Raw genomic sequence first — 17,857 nt, forward strand, 5'->3', positions numbered from 1 at the left:
AGGATCGAATCACCCATTCACCACGTCAGGTGACCGGATGAATATAAACGACCAGACATGCACGGACTACGCAAATCCACTTAATATGGATGGATTACAGAGGGCAACCATGGATCGTGAAGCCATCGCCGCCGAGCACGCCGTGCGACCCCGCAGCCGAACCACCCACCGCGCCGCCACCCTCTCCCTGTTAACGCTTGATACGGCCGCGTGGTGCGGAGGATTTCTCGGCGCCGCCTGGACCCGGTACGAGTTCGCGCTCACCGGCGCCCGCAGCGCCCGTACCCTCGGCGTCGCGCTCGCCTGCGCCGCGCTCTACGCGCTCCTCGCATCGCTGCGGTCCCGCGTCTACGGCCGTTACCCGATCGGCAGCGCCGGCGACGCCCGCGGGCTGGCCGCCACCGTCGGGATCGCCGCCGTCGTCACCCTCGCCGGCGTGCTGCCCTGGGCGCAGCGGCCGGTCCCGGCGACCACGCCGCTTGTCGGCGGCGCCGTCGCGCTCGTCCTGATGGCGGCCGGTCGAGGACTGTGGCGGGCGCACGCCGACCGGCGCCACCCGACCCCCCGGCACGCCGAACGCTGCCTGGTCTACGGCGTCGACGCGGCAAGTGAACGACTGGTCCGGGTGCTGCTGCACGACCCGGACAGCAACTACCGGCCGACGGGCCTGCTCGACGACGCCCCGGACAGCCGCGGACTCCGGCTGGAAGGGCTGCGGGTCCTCGGCGGCCGGGAGCAGCTCGGCGTCGCGGTCCGCGCCACCGGGGCCAAGACCGTCATCTTCTCGATGAGCGGCTCGGACCCGCGGCTGCTGCGCGACGTGCGGGCCCGCACGCTGGAGGCCGGGGCCGCGTTCAAGGTGCTGCCACCGGTACGCGAGCTGCTCGACCGTCCGGTCGCCGCCACCGACGTACGCGACCTCCAGCTCACCGACCTGCTCGGCCGCGCCCACCGGGTGGCCGAGCTACCGGTCGAACGCGGCGGGCTGGCCGGACGCCGGGTGCTTGTCACAGGCGCGGGCGGATCGATCGGCTCGGAGCTGTGCCGGCAGATCGCCAGGTGTGAGCCGGACGAGCTGATGATGCTCGACCGGGACGAGTCGGCGCTGCACGCGCTCCAGATGTCGCTGCACGGCCGGGCGCTGCTGGACGGACCCGAACTGATCCTGGCCGACATCCGCGACGCCGAGGGCATCACCCGGGTGATCGCCGACCGGCAGCCCGACGTGGTGTTCCACGCCGCCGCGCTGAAACACCTGACCATGCTCCAGCGGCACCCCGGCGAGGCCATCCAGACCAACATCCGGGGCACCCTGAACGTGCTGGAGGCGTGCCGGGACGTGGCGGAGTTCGTCAACATCTCCACCGACAAGGCGGCCAACCCGACGAGCGTGCTCGGCTACACCAAGCGGATCACCGAACGGCTCACCGCCCACCAGGCGCAGCGGCTGGGCGGCACCTACCTCAGCGTGCGGTTCGGCAACGTGCTCAGCAGCCGCGGGTCGGTGCTCACCGCGTTCCAGGCGCAGATCCGCGCCGGCGTGCCGATCACCGTCACCCACCCGGACGTCACCCGCTACTTCATGACCGTGCAGGAGGCCGTGCACCTGGTCCTCCAGGCCGCCACGATCGGTCGCGGCGGCGAGGCGCTGGTGCTCGACATGGGCGAGCCGGTCCGGATCGCCGACGTGGCACGCCGGCTGGCCGCCGAGGCGGACCACCCGGTGGACATCGTCTACACCGGGCTGAGGCCGGGCGAGAAGCTGCACGAGCACCTCTTCGGCACCGACGAGTCGGACACCCGCCCCCTGCACCCGCTGATCTCCCACGTTCCGGTGCCCCCGCTCGACCCGGAGGAGGTACGCGGACTGGACCCCTACGCCGACCCGGACGAGCTGATCAAGCGGTTGGCGGTGTTCTGCGAGAGCGGCGCGTCCCTGCCGGCGTTGCCCGGGCAGCGGTGAGCCGCCGGCCGGTGGGACCGCATCCGGGTGGTGAGAGGTGCGTCCCACCGGCTCCGCTCGCCGCCACCGGGAGCAGCCGTTAGGGTTGATCCCGGTGTGCCGGGAAGCCTGGTCGGCGTCCACATCGTCGACCCCTGCTCCCGAAACGGATGCCGCATGCCCGATCACGCCCCGCCCCGCCTGCTGTCCCGCCGCTCCTGGCCGGAGGCCCGCTTCCTGGCCGAGGTGCTGCGCGCCGAGACGGTCGGCGGCGGGTTGCTGCTGCTCGGCGCGGTCCTCGGCCTGATCTGGGCCAACTCGCCGTGGCGCGCGGCGTACGCGGCGCTGGGCCGTTGGGTGCCCTGGCCCGACGGCGCGCCGCTGCACCTCGACCTCAGCCTCGGCGGCTGGGCCGCCGACGGGCTGCTGGCGATCTTCTTCTTCGTGGTCGGTCTGGAGCTCAAGCGCGAGTTCGTCGCCGGTGACCTCCGCGATCCCCGACGCGCCGCGTTGCCTGTGGTCGCCGCGCTCGGCGGCATGGTGGCGCCGGCCCTCGTCTACCTGGCGGTGACCGCGAGCGCCGGCGGCACCGGGTCACGCGGCTGGGCGATCCCCACCGCCACCGACATCGCCTTCGCGCTCGCCGTGCTCGCCGTCGTCAGCTCGCACCTGCCGCAGGGGCTGCGGGCCTTCCTGCTCACCCTCGCGGTGGTCGACGACCTCTTCGCCATCACCATCATCGCGGTGTTCTACACCGCCGATTTCCACCCGCTGCCGCTGCTCGGCGCGCTCCTGCCGATCGCCGCGTTCGCGCTGCTGGTGCAGCGTCGGCGCACCTGGTGGTGGGCGCTGATCCCGCTCGCGGTGACGGCCTGGACGCTCGTGCACGCCTCCGGGGTGCACGCCACGGTCGCCGGGGTGCTGCTCGGTTTCACCGTGCCGGTGATCCGCAACCGCCGGGGCGAGGCGGGGCTCGCCGAGCGGCTGGAGCACCGCTGGCGGCCGATCTCCGCCGGTTTCGCCGTACCTGTCTTCGCGTTCTTCGCCGCCGGCGTGACAGTCGTCGGCGTGGGCCTGGGCGACGTCCTCACCAACCCGGTGGTGCTCGCCGTGGCCGCCGGGCTCGTGCTGGGCAAGGTGATCGGGGTGTTCGGGTCGACGTACCTGCTCGCCCGGTTCACCCGCGCCGAGCTGGACGAGGAGATCACCTGGACGGACCTGCTCGGGTTGGCGCTGCTGGCCGGAATCGGCTTCACGGTGTCGCTGCTCATCGGTGAGCTGGCGTTCGGCGTGGGCAGCCCGGAGGAGGACGGCGTCAAGGTGGCGGTGCTGCTCGGCTCGCTGATCTCCGCCGCCCTGGCCGCGGCGGTGCTGGTCCGGCGCAACCGGGTCTACCGGCGGATCAGTGAGCGGGAGCGGCGGGACGCCGACGGCGACGGCATCCCGGACGTCTACCAGGAGCAGCCGGTCTGACCTGCGCTGCGCCGGCCGCCGTGCCCCCGATGCCGGGGGACGGCGGCCGGCGCCGCGGGCGGGTCAGCGCTGCCCGGCGCGACGGGCCCCGTCGCCGTCCTCGGTCTCCTCCAGCGCGTCGGCGACCGGCTCGGTGAGGTCGTCACCCGGCACCGCGACCTGCTCCGCGCGGTCCTGCTCGTCCGCCCGACCGCCGGCCGGCGGCTCCGGCGCCGTGGCGCCCCCGGCGAAGCCGTACTCGTTGGGCTCGTCATGCCTGCTCATCCGCGGAACCTCCCGGTCGTCCGATCTCGTCCACCGTCACGTCTGGTCTTACCCACCGAGCTCTTTCCCGATCATCCGAGCCGGATTCAGCTCAGCTCCCGGATCGCCTCGAAGATCAGCCAGAGGCCGCAGATGGCGAAGAGCACGGCCGCGCCGTAGCGGATGGCCCGCTCCGGCAGGTGCCGGCCGAGCATCCGGCCCACCAGGATCGCAAGCGCGTCCGCCGCGACCATGCCCAGCGTCGAGCCGAGCCAGGTGCCGAACCAGCCGTACTTGGTGGCGAGCGTGATGGTCGCGAGCATGGTCTTGTCGCCCAGCTCGGCCAGGAAGAACGCGACGCCGACCGCGACGATCGCCGACTTCGTGCTGCGTTCGGCCTTGCGTTTCTCCTCCTCGGTCAGCTTGTCGCCGCGCAGCGTCCAGGCGCCGAAGCCGAGGAACGCCAGGCCGGCGACGAGCGAGATCCAGCCCGTGGGCAGGGCCGCGTTGAGGCCGACACCGATCGCCACCGAGGCCAGGTGGACGATCGCGGTGGCGACGGTGATGCCGATGAGCACCGGCAGCGGGCGGAAGCGGGTGGCGAACGTCAGGGCCATGAGCTGGGACTTGTCCCCCAGCTCGGCGACGAAGATGACGCCGAAGCTGACCACCAGCGCGACGAGGAAACCCTCCATGTGAACCTTCCCGATCAAGCCGGGAGGAGAGACAGGGGTGCCCTCGACCCGGCTGCGACAGCCTGGGTCGAAGGTCTCGCCCGCCCCGGGGACCGGGGCCGCGTGGCCGGGTGCGGAACGCACCAGTGTGTCGACCACGACATTGGGGGCTACTCCCCTTCGCGCCGGCCAGCCTAGCCGATCCCGGCCGCACCCGGTCGCCCGGTGTGGCCGGAACCACGGCGGCGGTCAGTCGGCCCGGGCCAGGCTCACCCCGAACAGCCCGGCCGGGTCGGTCCAGAACGCCTGCCGCGCGAAACCCGCGCCGGCCAGCTCCCCCGCGATCCCCGCCGGCCGGAACTTGGCCGACACCTCGGTCCGCAGCTCCTCCCCCGCGGCGAACGCGACGTCGAGGTCAAGCACCCGCGCCCGGGTCGGGCGCTCGGCGCGCAACCGCATCTCGATCCACTCCCGCTCCGGATCCCAGACCGCCACGTGACGGAACGCCGGCACGTCGAAGTCCGCGCCCAACTCCCGGTTGATCACCCGCAGCACGTTGCGGTTGAACTCGGCGGTCACCCCGGCCGCGTCGTCGTAGGCGGGCACGATCACGCCCGGGTCCTTCACCAGGTCCGTGCCGATGAGCAGCCAGTCGCCGGGCTCCAGCGCCGCGCGCATCGCGGCGAGGAACCCGGCCCGCTCCACCGGCAGCAGGTTGCCGATGGTGCCGCCGAGGAACGCCACCAGACGCCGGCCGCCGGTGGGCAGCCGATCCAGGTGCCGGGTGAAGTCACCCACGATGCCCCGCACCCGCAGCCCCGGGTACGCGGCGGCGATCCGTTCGGTGGAGGAGCGCAACGCGCTCACCGAGACGTCGAGCGGCACGAACGTGCCCAGGTCGCCGTGGCGGGTGAACGCGTCAAGCAGCAGCCGGGTCTTGTCCGACGAGCCCGACCCCAGCTCGATCAACGTCTTCGCACCCGTCATCGCCGCGACGTCGTCGGCGTGCGCGGCAAGCACCGCCCGCTCGGCCCGGGTCGGATAATATTCCGGCAGGCGGGTGATCTCCTCGAACAGTTCGCTGCCCCGGGCGTCGTAGAACCACTTCGGCGGCAGCCACTTCGGCGACGCGGTCAGCCCGACCCGCACGTCCTCCCGCAACGCACGGTCGAGGTCCTGCTCCTCCAGGTGGATCTCCAGCGGCTCCGCGCTCATCAGGCGTCCTCTCTGCTCCCGGTCGAAATGGATGGCTCGGCGGCGGTCAACTCCCGGATGTCCAGCCCGGCCGCGGTGGCCAGCACCAGCCGCCCGTCCGGCACCGCCCGCCAGCCGGGGTCGTCGTCGAACGGTTCGGAGGCCAGCAGCACCGAACCCCGGCCGCGCCGCACCGACAGCGCGTGCCCGACCACGCTTGCCGCGACCGTCACGCCGTCGGTCAGCAGCAGGTTCAGCCGCGAGCCGGGCGCCGCCGCGCCGACCGCCGCGACCGTGGCGGCCACCGCCTCGCCGAGCCCCACGCCGGCCCGCAGCCGGTGCCGCACAAGCGCCCAGACCAGTGCCGAGTCGGTCGGCACGTCGAGGGTGAGCAGGTCGCGGACGGGCAGCCCGGCGGCGAGCGGGACGAGGCTGTCCGGCCAGCCCCGGACCACGCCGTTGTGGCTGAACAGCCAGCGCCCCTCGGCGAACGGCGCGGCGGCGGTCTCGTGCAGCGGCATGCCGACCGTCGCCGAGCGGACGGCCGCCAGCACCGCCCCGGCGGACGTCACCGCGGCCAGTTCCGGCAACGTCGTGTCGCTCCACATCGGCTGGGCCCGCCGGTAGCGGACCGGGTCGGCGCCGGCCGGATACCAGCCGACGCCGAAGCCGTCGGCGTTGATGGTGCCGCCGCCGCGCATGTCGCGCGGCGCCCAGGACTGCCGCAGCAGCCCGTACGGCGGGTCGTGCAGCAGGCTCCGCAGGGTGACCGGGGGGCCGAGGTATGCGAGGTGCCGGCACATCGGGCCGCGTCACTCCCCGGGGTAGGCGTCGCGGGCGCAGCGGAAACCGCTGAAGATCTGCCGCCGGATCGGGTAGTCCCAGTTGCGGAACGTGCCCCGGCACGCCGACCGGTCGGTGCCGAACGAGCCGCCCCGCAGCACCCGGTGGTCGTCGCCGAAGAAGACCTCTGAGTATTCCCGGTAGGGGAACGCGGTGAACCCCGGATGCCCGCGGAACGGGCTGGCGGTCCACTCCCAGACGTCGCCGACGAGCTGGTGCACGCCGAGCGGTGAGGCGCCCCGCGGGTACGCGCCGACCGGCGCCGGCCACAGGTGCCGCTGCCCGAGGTTCGCGTGCGCGACGCAGGGGTCCTCGTCGCCCCACGGATAGCGGCGGGAGCGGCCGGTCGCCGGGTCCCAGCGGGCCGCCTTCTCCCACTCCGCCTCGGTGGGCAGCCGCTTGCCGGCCCAGGCCGCGTACGCCTGTGCCTCGTACCAGCAGACGTGCACCACCGGCTCGTCGTCACGCACCGCGGACCAGCGGCCGAACCGGTGGTACGCCCAGCCGTCGCCGTCGCGCCGCCAGTGCAGCGGCGCGCTCAGGCCGGCCTCGACCCGGTGCCGCCAGCCGGCCCCGCTCCACCACCGCGGCTCGTCGTAGCCGCCGTCGGCGATGAACGCGCGGTAGTCGCCGTTCGTCACCGGCGCCGCGTCGATGCGGTACGCCGGCAGGTCGACGGTGTGCGCCGGACGCTCGTTGTCAAGCGCCCACGGGTCGGTGGAGGTGCCCATGGTGAACGGCCCGGCCGGCACCAGCACCTCGCCGCCGACGCGCACCCGGGGCTCGGGCGGAGGCGGGGCGGGAAGCACCGGACCGCCGGCGCGCAACTGGTGGGTGGCGAGCATGGTCTCGTCGTGCTGCTGCTCGTGCTGCACGATCATGCCGAACGCGAAGCCGTCCTCGACCAGCCTGCGGTCGGTGAACCGGATCCCGTCCAGCAGGTCGTAGACCTTGTCCCGCACCGTGCGCACGTACGCGCGGGCCTCCGCCGGGGGCAGCAGCGGCAGTGCCGGCCGGTCCTTGCGGGGCTGTTTGAAGGCGTCGTAGAGGTCGTCGATGTCGCGACGCACCGGCTCCCGCCCGCCCACGTCGCGCACCAGCCACAGCTCCTCCTGGTTGCCGACGTGCGCCAGGTCCCAGACCAGTGGCGACATCAGCGTGGAGTGCTGCCGGACCAGGTCGTCGTCGTCCACCGCGTCGGTGAGCGATGCGGTGCGGGCGCGGGTGCGCTCCAACTCGGCCGCGATCCGCGCGCGCAGCCGCTCGGCGTCGGCGCCCGGCCGCTCGATGGTGGTCACCGGTGTCCCCTCTCCGCGGCGGCACGGCGCCGCCGGATCGCTCGGTGGGTCTGGTCGTGCCGACCGGCCGGCAGGCCCAGCCCGGGCAGGGCGGCAAGCGCCAGGTCGAACAGGGTCGCCGCGGTGGTCGCCAGCGCACGCTCGGCCAGCCCGTGCCGGGCCGCCGCGTGCCAGCGGTCGGCGACCGGCGCGGCGGCGGCAAGCGCGTCGCGGGTGGTCGACGGGTCGGCGAACAGCGCGGCGAGCACCGCCACCGGCACGGTCCACTCCCGGCCCGGCTGGGCGTCCAGATAGCGCAACTCCAGGTAGCCGCGCGGGCGGACCGGCGGGAACAGCGTGCTGACGTGGTATTCCAGGTCGTCGGTGGTGGGTGGGCGGGGCAGCGCCCCGGCCAGCCAGTCGGCGAAGGTAACGCCCACCGGCGGGGTCCAGTCGGGACCGTCGCCGCGGACGCAGAGCAGTGGCGCGGCGAGCGCGTAGCCGGCCCAGGCCGCCGCCGGGTCGCGGTCGGCCCGCCCCGGCGACCACACCGGGCGGGTCCGCGCCGGCTCGATGGCCAGCCAGGCGGCCATCCGGGCGGACGCCCAACCGGTCCGCCGGCCCGCGTGCCGGCCGGCGGTGGCGAAGGCGGCCAGCAGCGGCGGGCCGACGGCGTGCGCGGCGGCCCAGCGCTGCGCCACCTGGTCCGGCTCACCGGCGTCGAGACAGACCTGGAGCCCGGCCGTGCTGTACATCATCGTCCGGCCGGCCGGGCCGTGTCGGTCGAAGACGCCGCGCATGGCCCGGTAGCGAGGGGTCTGCACCACCGGTCGCGGCGGTCGCCACGGGTCGATGCCGGTGCGGCCCAGCACGAGGCCGGCGGTGTGCAGCCGGGTCCGCAGCTCGGCGACGTCGGCCTCGGTGGCCGCGAGCAGCGCGGCGACCGACGGTCGCGGCGGGGCCGAGATCTCCACCTGCCCGCCGGGCTCCACGGTCACGGCGCCGCCGTGCCGGAGCTCGTCGGCCGGGCTGGTGGGGTCGAGGGTGACGGGGCGGTGCCGCCCCAACGCCTCGCACAGTCGCTCGCGGTCGACCGGGCGGGTCGGGTCCGCGGCGTCGTGCACCGTCCATTCCAGTTCGACGCCGGTGAGGGTGGGTGGACCGGTCTTGAAGCAGATCCTGGCCAGGTGTCCACGGGCCGCGGCCTCGTCTCCCAGGACGGTGCCCCGATCCAGCTCCGGCGACATCACCACGTGACGGCTCCTCTCCCGGAGACGGGCGACCGCACCGTCGGCCCGCGCGTCCCACCATCATCTGTCTAGCAGAAGGATGTGACGCTCCCGGGGAGATGAATTTTTGTCCGGAATCGGGGAGGCGCGGATGGCTCAGTCGTCGTCGCCGGGTCCGGGCTTGCCGTCGCCCTCGTCCGGCGTCTCCTTCGGCGTCGGCCCCTTCGGCGCGGACTCCTTCTGCGCCGGTCCCGTCGGTGTCGGCGCCATCCCCCGGCAGTAGCTCTCCACCCGGTCCGGGCCGCCGGCCGCGGCCACCAGGTCGGCGAAACCGGGCTTGGTCAGGGCCTTCGCCCGCTGCTGCTCCGACTTGGCCAGATAGGCGCGGCAGTGGCCGGCGAGCTTGCCCTCGACCGGCGGCCGGACGGACGGGGCGCCGGAGGGCGCGGCGGGGACCGACGGGGCGGGCGACGGCACCGCGCCGGACGCCTCGCCGGGCGGACCGCTGGGCGTCGGCCGCGACGGCCCGGCGCCGGAGGGCCCGGCACCCGACGTGCCGGCGCCGGTCGAGGTCGACACCGACGGGCTCACCGGCTCCGGGGCACGGTCCAGGCGGACGGCGGCGAACGCCACCCCGGCGACGGTGGTGGCGGCGAGCCCGGACAACGCGGCGGCGACCCGCAGGCGGCGACGCGGACGCGAGGCGGCGACCGGGGCGGGGGCCGCCGGCGCCGCGCGGGCGGCCCGGAAGGCGGCGAGCGCCCGCTCCTCCCCGTCGAGTTCGTCACCGGTGGCCGGGGCGACCGCGGCGGCGAGCAGCCGGGTCAGCGCGTCGGCGCCGGCCTCCGGCGGCGTCGCGGCGTGCGCGGCGTCGAGGAGCCGGTCGGATTCGGACCGGTCGGCCGGCCCTCCGGGCCGGGACGAGTTCATGCCGATTCCCCTCACGTCAGCCCTCCGCCGGCTCGGCCTCGGACGCGTGCGGCGCCGGGCGGTCGGTGCGGGGACGGGGAGCGACCGCGCCCGGGGCGTTCTCCGGAGCGGTCCGCTCCAGCAGCACGGCCAGCCGACGCAACCCACGGTGCGCCGCCGTACGTACCGCGCCGGCCCGCCGGCCGAGCACCCGTCCGGCGGTCTCCGCGTCGAGGCCGATGACGGCGCGCAGCATCACCGCTTCGGCCTCGGCCGGCGGCAGCGTACGGATCAGCGCCAGCGCGCTCGCCGTGCCGAGGGCCTCGCCGGCCCGGTCTGCGGTGTCGACGTCCGCCGCCAGATCGCTCAGCTCCTGGACCGGGACGGGGACCGCGGGACGCCGGCGCTGCCGACGCAGGTGGTCCATGGCCCGGTTGCGGGCGATGGTGACCGACCAGGCGCGGAACTCGCCGCCGGTGAACGACGGGAGGTCCCGGGAGATCTGCAGCCAGGTCTCCGAGGCCACGTCCTCGGCGTCGGCGCCCACGAGCGTGGTCAGGTAACGGAGCAGGGCCGGCTGCAGGTTGCGGTAGAGGAAGCGGAACGCCTCCTCGTCACCGGCCTGTGCCTCGGCGACGGCCTCGTTCAGTTCCACGGTCACGGTCGCCGCCCGCGCGGGGCACGTGCCCGGGGCCGGGTGTTCGCCGACGCGGGAGAGCACACCGCCATCCGCACCCTCGGCCCCCCGCTGAGCTGCTCGGCACCGGCACGGAACCCGGTGCGCACCTGGACACTGCCGCCGGTACGGCCGGGGCGGGTCATACCGTACCGGCGTCCCGCGGCGACCGGGAGCCGGGCCAACGCTAGGAGGCCTCGGCGGGGCCGGCAAGGCACGGACGGACGAAAAGAGGAGAGAAATGTCTACCGCCGGCGTCGGCGTGTCGATGTAACGAAGACCACCACCGGGCCGCCATGCGTCGCGGAGAAGAGACGGAAATGAGGGATGCCCGCCGGGAGATCGGCACTTTCTGGCCGATCGTACCCGCTCGGTCACGGTGAGCGCACCTACCGCACGGCCGCCGACCGTTCGGCTGACAGGTGCGGAGCCGCTCGCCGGCAGCGACGGGAGAGATCGCCGGAAATACTTCGGGACCGCTGTGGGTACGGTATGGGGATGCTCTCCTCGGACGTCGTACTCAGCGGTCGGTACCGCCTGGATGACCGTGTCGCCACCGGCGGCATGGGCGACGTCTGGAGGGCGAAGGACCTGGTGCTCGGCCGTCAGGTGGCGGTGAAGGTGCTCCTTCCCGCGCTGGTCTCCGACCCCGACTTCATCGCCCGGTTCCGCTCCGAGGCGCGGATCATGGCGTCGCTGCGCCACCCCGGCGTGGTCCAGGTCTTCGACTGCGGCGAGGACGAGCTGCCCGACGGCAGCCGGGCCGACTACCTGGTCATGGAGTTCGTCGCCGGGGAGCCGCTGTCCCGGCGGATCGAGGAGGCCGGGCAACTCGAGGTCGCCGAGACCATGTCGATCGTGGCCCAGACGGCGCAGGCGCTGCACGGGGCACACGGGCGGGGCATCGTCCACCGCGACGTCAAGCCGAGCAACCTGCTCGTGCAGGAGGACGGCACCGTGGTCCTGGTCGACTTCGGGGTCGCCAGGTCGACGAACGTCACGAGCATCACCAGCGCGAACGCGGTGCCCGGCACCGCCCTCTACATGGCGCCCGAGCAGGCCGCGGGGCGCCCGGTCTCGGGTGCCACAGACGTCTACGCGCTGGGCGCGGTGGCCTACTGCTGCCTGACCGGGAGCCCGCCGTTCACCGGCGACAACCCGCTCCAGGTCGCCGTGCGCCATCTCGACGACGAGCCGCCGGAGCTGCCGGCGCAGATCCCGGCGCCGGTCCGCGAGCTGGTGGCCCGTGCCCTGGCCAAGGACCCGGCGGACCGCTACCCGAGCGCCGCGGCGATGGCCGACGCGGCCCGGGCCGCCGGCGCCGGCTCGCCGACCGCGACGGTGCCGGCGGCGCTGCGTGGCGCGGCCGGTCCGGGGCGGACCCGCGACGAGCAGCCGGTGGTCCGGACGGCGGCCACCGTCGCCCGGCCGCGGCGCGGGGGCCGGCGCGGCGCGCTCGTGGGCGCGCTGGGCGCGGTGCTGGTGGCGGTGACCGCGTTGGGCGCGCTGCTGGCCGCCAGCAAGGATGCCAACGCGCCGGCCACCCAGATCGACGGCACCCGGCCCGCGGTCGCGCCGAGCGACTCGGTCGCGGACACCGCGGTCACCGACGGGCCGTCGGGCGACGACGACTACACCTATCGTCCGGCGGGTCCGGGCGGCCGGCCGTCGACCACGACGTCCGTCTCGCCGAGCGCCTCGCCGAGCCCGTCCGGCAAGCCGAGCCCGTCGAACACGCCGTCGACGGCGCCGACCGCGCCGAGCAGCGCGCCGGCGACCAGCCCGGCCCCGTCCCAGACCAGCGCCCCGACCGAGACGACCACCACCACTACCGCTCCGGCCGGGGGCGACGGGGGCGAGGCCGGCGGAGCGCCGGTCACCCGCCCCTGAGGCGTACGCCGGGTCAGCCGCCGGGGGTGACCAGCCCACTCTCGTAGGCCAGCGAGTCGAGCACCATCCGGAAGCCGGCGCGCACGAGCGCCTGGTCGTCGACGATCATCACCCGCACGGTCACGCCGCCGCGCTCCCTTCCTCGGCGCCGGCCGCGGCGGGCAGCGGCAGCCGCACCTCGATCCGCCACCCGCCGGCAAGCGTGGGGCCGGCGGCGAGGCTGCCGTCGTACACCCCGACCCGCTCCCGCATGCCGACCAGGCCGTGCCCGCCGGACGGGGCCGGCCGGACCACCGGACGGCCGCGCCCGTCGTCGACCGCCCGGACCGCGACGGTGTCGGCGTCCCAGTCGAGCGTCAGCTCCACCGACGCGCCCACGCCGGCGTGCTTGAGCGCGTTGGTCAGGCTCTCCTGCACCACCCGGTAGACGGTCAGCTCCAGGCCGGGCGGCAGGGGCGCCGGCGTGCCGGCGCCGTCGCAGTCGATCCGCAGCCCGGCGGCGCGGAACCGGTCGAGCAACGCGGGCAGCTCCACGAGCGCCGGACGCCGGTGCGCCAGCTCGCCGGTGGGCTCGTCCGCCACCGCGGCCGGCTCCGGCCGGCTGGGTTCCCGGAGTACGCCGACCAGCCGCCGCATGTCCTCCAGCGCCTGGCGGCCGGTGTCCGCCACCACCTTGGCCGCCTCCCGCGCGGTCGCCGGGTCCCGGTCGAGTGTGAACCGCACCCCGTCCGCCTGCACGATCATCACGGCCAGGCTGTGCGCGACCACGTCGTGCAGCTCACGGGCGATGCGGGTGCGTTCCTCGGCGACCGCCGCCCGGGACTCCGCCTCCCGCTCCCGGTCCGCCGTCGCGGCGCGTTCCTCAAGGCTGAGCACGTAGAGGCGGCGGGTCCGCACGTTCAGCCCGACCAGCCACACCGCACCGGTGATCAGGCCGTAGTAGAGCGCGCCCGCCCACCAGGGCGCCGGCCCGGGCCAGGACAACGCGGAGAGCAGCACGCCGATCGCGGCGCCGATCCCGGCCAGGATGCCGTCCCGCGCGCGGTGGGCGTACTTGACCACGCTGTAGAGGGCGATCAGCACGCCGATGTCGTAGCCCAGCGGGCCCCAGCCGACGATCACCTGGAGCAGCGCCAACGCGGCCACCGCGACGGCGACCGCGGACGGGTGGGTACGCCGGAACAGCAGCGCCACCGCCATCGCCATACCGACCGCGAACGCCGGCAGGCCGCCCTGCTCGGCGGCGAGGCCCAGCACGGCGACGAGGACGACCAGCCCGGAGACGGCGACGTCGAACGCGACGCCGCGCAGCGGGCGGCCGAGGATCAGGCGGTCCACGGTCACCCAGCGTACGGGGTGGGCTCAGGGGGTGAGCAGGGCGCGCATCCGGCCGATCTCGGTGGACTGCTCGACGGCCACCCCGTTGGCGAACTCCTGCATGGCCTGGTCGGCGCCGACCTTGAGCAGGTCGGTGGACATCACCACCGCGCCCTGGTGGTGGGCGGTCATCATCCGCACGAAGAGCCTGTCGAACGCCGCGCCGTGGGCGTCGGCGAGCTGCCGCATCGACTCGGCGGACTGCATCCCGCGCATGGTGCCGTGGTCGTGGCCGGTGACTTCGACGGGCAGGTCGCGGGTGCGGAGCCAGGCCCGCAGCACGCCGACCTCCGGCCCCTGGGCGGCCCGGATCCGGTTGGCGACGGCGCGTACCCGGGGGTCGGCGGCCCGGCCGGGGGCCAGCGTCGCCATCGCCAGGGCCTGCTCGTGGTGCGGGATCATCATCCGGACGTACCAGACGTCGAGGCTGTTCCACCGCGGCGTCGCGGCGGCGCGGACCTGCCCGGCGGCGCGGGTGGCGGCCGGCTCCCCCGGTCGGCCGGGGACCAGCACCGGTGGCGCCGAGACGGTGGCGGTGGTGGCCGGGGCGGTGGTGGCCGGGCTCGGCGGGGCCGCCGCCGGACCGGTGTCGTCGCACCCGGCGAGCGCCACGCCGCCGGTGGCCAGGAGCGCCGCCAGCGCTGTGACGGGGAGCCACACGCGAGCCTGCCGGACGGTCATACGACCCTCCCTCCGGTCGAGGTGACAGCGATCCTATCCATAGACGAAAGTTCCCTGATGTGACCGGCATCACATTGATGACGGTCACATCTCGGTAAGGTGTGGCGAATCATCATCCCCTTTCGAAGGGTGTTGCCGATGATCGACCTCCACATGTCCCGTACCCGGATCGTCAGCCTCGCCGCCGCCGGCCTGCTGCTGGCCGGCGTGGTCGCCGCGCCGCCGAGCAGCGCCCAGGAGATCCCCCGCGCCCAGGCGGCGCCGGCCACCGTGGACCGCGCCGTCCCCGGTGTCGACGAGATCTCCAGCAGCCCCAACCTGCGCCAGGTGGCCAACCTGCCGAAGCAGGGCCCGTTCGACACCACGTCCGCGCTCGGCACCGACATCGCCTTCCAGGGCCGGTACGCGTTCGTCGGCAACTACGAGGGATTCGTCACCTACGACGTGTCGCGGCCGAGCCGGCCGACGATCGTGGCGCAGGTGCTCTGCCCCGGCTCGCAGAACGACATCTCCGTCAGCGGCGACCTGCTGTTCCTGTCGACCGACTCGTCCCGCAGCGACGACTCCTGCGCCAGCACCTCCCAGCCCGCCTCGGTGAAGGAGTCCTGGGAGGGCATCAAGATCTTCGACATCCGCGACAAGCGCAACCCGCGCTACATCAAGTCCGTGGAGACGGCGTGCGGCTCGCACACCCACACGCTGGTGCCGGGCAAGGACCGGCGCGACGTCTACCTCTACGTCTCGTCGTACAGCCCACGTGACGACTTCCCGGACTGCCAGCCGCCGCACGACTCCATCTCCATCGTCAAGGTGCCGGTGAAGAGCCCCACCTCGGCCGCGGTGGTCGCCACCCCGAACCTCTTCCCCGACGGCGGCTACCCGGGCGTGCCGGGTGAGAAGTCCGCCACCACCGGATGCCACGACATCACCGCGTACCCGTCGAAGGACCTGGCCGCCGGCGCGTGCATGGGCGACGGGATCCTGTTGGACATCGCCAACCGGGAGGCGCCGCGGGTGATCGAACGGGTCACCGACACCGAGAACTTCGCGTTCTGGCACTCGGCCACGTTCAACAACTCCGGCACCAAGGTCGTCTTCACCGACGAACTCGGCGGCGGCGGCGCGGCGACCTGCAACGAGGCGGTCGGGCCGAACCGCGGCGCGGACGCCATCTACGACATCACCGGTCGCGGGAACGCCCGCAAGCTGGCGTTCCGCAGCTACTACAAGATCCCCCGGGCCAACGCCGACACCGAGAACTGCGTGGCGCACAACGGCTCGCTCATCCCGGTGCCCGGCCGCGACATCATGGTCCAGGCGTGGTACCAGGGCGGCATCTCGGTGTGGGACTTCACCGACTCCCGCAAGCCGAAGGAGATCGCCTACTGGGAGCGCGGGCCGCTCGACGACACCCAGTTGCGTACCGGCGGCTCCTGGTCCGCCTACTGGTACAACGGCCACATCTACTCAAGTGACATCCAGAAGGGCCTGGACGTGCTGGAACTGCGCGACCCGCGTACCTGGCTGGCCCAACTGATCCGGGTGCCCGAGTTGAACGTGCAGACCCAGGCGGGTTACCTGAGCTGGTGACCCACCCCCACCCCCTCCCCCACCCCGGGCGCCGCTGTTTCCCGGAAAGAGGGCCCATTCCCGGGCCGGAAGCCACTCTTTCCGTGAAACAGCGCGCTCCGGGGGTGGGAGGGGTGGGAGGGGGGAGGGTGGCGGTGCCGACGGATGAGCAGATCCGGGCGCTGCACGAGTGGGTCGCGCCCACGCCGGAGGCGTTCCACCTGGTCTGGACGCACTGCCGGATCGTGTGCGAGGTGGCGGAGCACCTGCTCGCCCGGCACGGCGCGGGCCTGGACGCCGCCCTGGTGCGGGCCGGCAGCCTGCTGCACGACATCGGCGTCTACCGCCTCTACGGCGCCGCCGGCCGGCTCGACGAGGAGAACTACGTCCGGCACGGGGTGCTGGGACACGCGCTGCTGCGGGACGCGGGCCTGCCCGAGTCGCTCGGCCGCTTCTGCTCCCGGCACACCGGGGTGGGGATCAGCCGCGAGGACGTGCTCCGGCAGCGTCTCCCGCTCCCGGTCGCCGACTACACGGCGACCACGGGCGAGGAGCAACTTGTCATGTACGCGGACAAGTTCCACAGCAAGACCACGCCGCCCACGTTCGTCTCCGCCGCCTCCTACGCCGCCGCCGTCCGTCGCTTCGGAGCGGACAAGGTCGTCCGGTTCGCGGCGCTCGTCGAGCGGTTCGGCGAACCGGATCTGCGTGCCCTCGCCCGCGCCTACCGGCAGCCGATCGTCTGACCGGGGCGCCGGAATGCGGGTGGACCGGGCCGGGTCAGCTCGTCGGCAGTCGGTAGTCCCGGGTGGCGCCGCCGGCCGTGACCAGTCGCACCTCGCCACCGCGCAGCGCGTACGTCACCGACCAGCGGGTGTGCGCCTGGCGCACGCCGTCGAGCAGGCGCAGCGCCCCGGCCGCGTCAAGCACGCCGCCGACCCGGTCCAGTTCCTTCGCCAGCACCTCGTACCGGTGGTCCCGCCGCAGGTCCCGGTCCGGCACGCCGGCGGCGGGCACGTTCGTCAGCGCCTGCCAGGGACCCCGTCGCCGGTCCACCGTCAGCTTCCCGTCGACGAACTCCACCACGGCGGAGGCCCCGGTGGCGTCGGCGAGCAGGTAGTGCAGCGGCGGCCCGCCGTCGAAGTCCAGGTTGTACCGCTCGAACACGGTGACCGCCTCGTCCACCGTGGCCGCCGCGTCGAGCACCAGGCGCAGGATGCGTACCGAGCCCACCGTGGGCCGCCCGGGCACCGGCTCGGCCCGCGCGCCGTCGTCGGCGGCCAGCCCGACCGCGAGGCCCCGCTCGTTCATCCCGTCGAAGGGCAGCAGCGGCGCGTCGAGCAACCGCCGGTCCCCGGCCGGGTCGGCGGTGACGCCCAGGTAGGAGATGTCCACCAGGGAGATCGAGGCGTACCCGTCCGGCGGGTCGGTGCGCAGCACGAGCGCCGGGTTGGGCTCCCAGTCGAAGTTGCGGGCGAACAGCGGACGGTCGCGGTCGCCGAGGGCGGCGAAGAGCGAGCAGCCGAACGGGCTCGGCGGGGTGGCGTCGGCCACCCCGGCGCTCGGGTCGTAGTCGCCGACGTACGTCATCTCGTACAGCGGCAGGTCGTCGACCTTGCGCAGGCTCGCGAGGGTGCGCTCCACCTGGCCGGCGTCCTGCCGGGAGGCGGTCGGCGAGCCGGCGCCGGCCGGCGCGCGGCTCTCCCCGCATCCGGTGCCGACGAGCAGCAGCGCGAGCACGGTGGCGACGACGGTCCTCCGCATGCCCGCGACGCTAGAAGAGACGACGGTCGCTGTCCATCGGGCGACCGGAGGCCGGCGGCTCCACTGGCCGGCCGTCGGGCCGCCGCGATCGGGCCGCCGCCGTCGGGCCGCGTCCG

General features: G+C 74.3%; 16 protein-coding genes. 5 read left to right on the forward strand and 11 right to left on the reverse strand.

Features of this window, described 5'->3' with window-relative positions:
* The first annotated feature begins 109 nt into the window (after positions 1–109).
* Together SM450_RS10385 and nhaA are read left to right on the forward strand one after the other, a co-directional pair.
* A complete protein-coding gene (locus SM450_RS10385; RefSeq protein WP_474619489.1) occupies positions 110–1,963 on the forward strand; it encodes a polysaccharide biosynthesis protein in 1,854 nt (617 codons plus the stop codon).
* Positions 1,964–2,119: 156 nt separating this feature from the next.
* Positions 2,120–3,415 carry a Na+/H+ antiporter NhaA gene (gene nhaA / locus SM450_RS10390; RefSeq protein ID WP_474619490.1) on the forward strand — a complete coding sequence of 432 codons (1,296 nt, stop codon included), beginning with the start codon at positions 2,120–2,122 and terminating at the stop codon, positions 3,413–3,415.
* A 63-nt stretch (positions 3,416–3,478) separates the two neighbouring features.
* Here nhaA and SM450_RS10395 read toward each other — a convergent pair whose 3' ends face one another.
* The 8 genes from SM450_RS10395 to SM450_RS10430 all read right to left on the reverse strand — a co-directional run bounded on the left by SM450_RS10395 (position 3,479) and on the right by SM450_RS10430 (position 10,445).
* A complete protein-coding gene (locus SM450_RS10395) occupies positions 3,479–3,679 on the reverse strand; it encodes a hypothetical protein (protein ID WP_474619491.1) in 201 nt (66 codons plus the stop codon).
* Positions 3,680–3,765: 86 nt separating this feature from the next.
* The gene (locus SM450_RS10400) at positions 3,766–4,353 is read right to left on the reverse strand and encodes a TMEM165/GDT1 family protein (protein WP_474619646.1); all 588 of its coding nucleotides are present in this window, start codon (positions 4,351–4,353) and stop codon (positions 3,766–3,768) included.
* 228 nt (positions 4,354–4,581) lie between these two features.
* On the reverse strand, positions 4,582–5,547 hold the full coding sequence (gene egtD, locus SM450_RS10405) for an L-histidine N(alpha)-methyltransferase (protein ID WP_474619492.1): 966 nt from the start codon (positions 5,545–5,547) through the stop codon (positions 4,582–4,584).
* Entirely contained in the window at positions 5,547–6,329 is a 783-nt protein-coding gene (egtC, locus tag SM450_RS10410) for an ergothioneine biosynthesis protein EgtC (RefSeq protein WP_474619493.1), read from the reverse strand. The genes egtD and egtC overlap by 1 nt, the downstream gene beginning before the upstream one ends.
* Before the next feature lie 9 nt (positions 6,330–6,338).
* Positions 6,339–7,667, reverse strand: coding sequence for an ergothioneine biosynthesis protein EgtB (gene egtB, locus SM450_RS10415; RefSeq protein WP_474619494.1), 1,329 nt, complete (start codon positions 7,665–7,667; stop codon positions 6,339–6,341).
* Positions 7,664–8,899 carry an ergothioneine biosynthesis glutamate--cysteine ligase EgtA gene (gene egtA / locus SM450_RS10420; RefSeq protein ID WP_474619495.1) on the reverse strand — a complete coding sequence of 412 codons (1,236 nt, stop codon included), beginning with the start codon at positions 8,897–8,899 and terminating at the stop codon, positions 7,664–7,666. The genes egtB and egtA overlap by 4 nt, the downstream gene beginning before the upstream one ends.
* A 132-nt stretch (positions 8,900–9,031) precedes the next feature.
* Positions 9,032–9,805, reverse strand: a complete 774-nt coding sequence (locus SM450_RS10425) for a hypothetical protein (RefSeq protein WP_474619496.1) — start codon at positions 9,803–9,805, stop codon at positions 9,032–9,034.
* Positions 9,806–9,821: 16 nt separating this feature from the next.
* Positions 9,822–10,445, reverse strand: a complete 624-nt coding sequence (locus SM450_RS10430; protein ID WP_474619497.1) for an RNA polymerase sigma factor — start codon at positions 10,443–10,445, stop codon at positions 9,822–9,824.
* A gap of 513 nt (positions 10,446–10,958) precedes the next feature.
* Between SM450_RS10430 and SM450_RS10435 the strand changes: the two genes are divergently transcribed.
* A complete protein-coding gene (locus SM450_RS10435) occupies positions 10,959–12,350 on the forward strand; it encodes a serine/threonine-protein kinase (RefSeq protein WP_474619498.1) in 1,392 nt (463 codons plus the stop codon).
* Positions 12,351–12,470: 120 nt separating this feature from the next.
* Here the strand turns inward: SM450_RS10435 and SM450_RS10440 are convergent, their stop codons facing one another.
* Positions 12,471–13,694 (reverse strand): sensor histidine kinase, encoded by a 1,224-nt coding sequence (locus tag SM450_RS10440; protein WP_474619499.1) that lies wholly within the window; start codon positions 13,692–13,694, stop codon positions 12,471–12,473.
* A gap of 18 nt (positions 13,695–13,712) precedes the next feature.
* Positions 13,713–14,408 (reverse strand): DUF305 domain-containing protein, encoded by a 696-nt coding sequence (locus SM450_RS10445; RefSeq protein WP_474619500.1) that lies wholly within the window; start codon positions 14,406–14,408, stop codon positions 13,713–13,715.
* A 153-nt stretch (positions 14,409–14,561) separates the two neighbouring features.
* On the opposite strand from SM450_RS10445, the gene SM450_RS10450 reads away from it, so the two are divergent.
* Positions 14,562–15,998 carry an LVIVD repeat-containing protein gene (locus SM450_RS10450; RefSeq protein WP_474619647.1) on the forward strand — a complete coding sequence of 479 codons (1,437 nt, stop codon included), beginning with the start codon at positions 14,562–14,564 and terminating at the stop codon, positions 15,996–15,998.
* Between the two features lie 128 nt (positions 15,999–16,126).
* The gene (locus SM450_RS10455; protein WP_474619501.1) at positions 16,127–16,723 is read left to right on the forward strand and encodes an HD domain-containing protein; all 597 of its coding nucleotides are present in this window, start codon (positions 16,127–16,129) and stop codon (positions 16,721–16,723) included.
* 34 nt (positions 16,724–16,757) lie between these two features.
* Here SM450_RS10455 and SM450_RS10460 read toward each other — a convergent pair whose 3' ends face one another.
* Complete coding sequence (locus SM450_RS10460) at positions 16,758–17,741, reverse strand: carcinine hydrolase/isopenicillin-N N-acyltransferase family protein (protein WP_474619502.1); 984 nt, start codon at positions 17,739–17,741, stop codon at positions 16,758–16,760.
* Positions 17,742–17,857 lie beyond the last annotated feature (116 nt).

The organism is Micromonospora marincola, from assembly GCF_056150385.1.

Bases quoted from the DNA above. Each gene is read 5' to 3' on its own strand.
- SM450_RS10460 (WP_474619502.1), bottom strand. From the start codon at position 17,741: ATGCGGAGGACCGTCGTCGCCACCGTGCTCGCGCTGCTGCTCGTCGGC.
- SM450_RS10385 (WP_474619489.1), top strand. From the start codon at position 110: ATGGATCGTGAAGCCATCGCCGCCGAGCACGCCGTGCGACCCCGCAGC.
- SM450_RS10400 (WP_474619646.1), bottom strand. From the start codon at position 4,353: ATGGAGGGTTTCCTCGTCGCGCTGGTGGTCAGCTTCGGCGTCATCTTC.
- SM450_RS10450 (WP_474619647.1), top strand. From the start codon at position 14,562: ATGTCCCGTACCCGGATCGTCAGCCTCGCCGCCGCCGGCCTGCTGCTG.
- nhaA (WP_474619490.1), top strand. From the start codon at position 2,120: ATGCCCGATCACGCCCCGCCCCGCCTGCTGTCCCGCCGCTCCTGGCCG.
- egtD (WP_474619492.1), bottom strand. From the start codon at position 5,547: ATGAGCGCGGAGCCGCTGGAGATCCACCTGGAGGAGCAGGACCTCGAC.
- SM450_RS10395 (WP_474619491.1), bottom strand. From the start codon at position 3,679: ATGAGCAGGCATGACGAGCCCAACGAGTACGGCTTCGCCGGGGGCGCC.
- SM450_RS10445 (WP_474619500.1), bottom strand. From the start codon at position 14,408: ATGACCGTCCGGCAGGCTCGCGTGTGGCTCCCCGTCACAGCGCTGGCG.
- egtC (WP_474619493.1), bottom strand. From the start codon at position 6,329: ATGTGCCGGCACCTCGCATACCTCGGCCCCCCGGTCACCCTGCGGAGC.
- SM450_RS10425 (WP_474619496.1), bottom strand. From the start codon at position 9,805: ATGAACTCGTCCCGGCCCGGAGGGCCGGCCGACCGGTCCGAATCCGAC.
- SM450_RS10435 (WP_474619498.1), top strand. From the start codon at position 10,959: ATGCTCTCCTCGGACGTCGTACTCAGCGGTCGGTACCGCCTGGATGAC.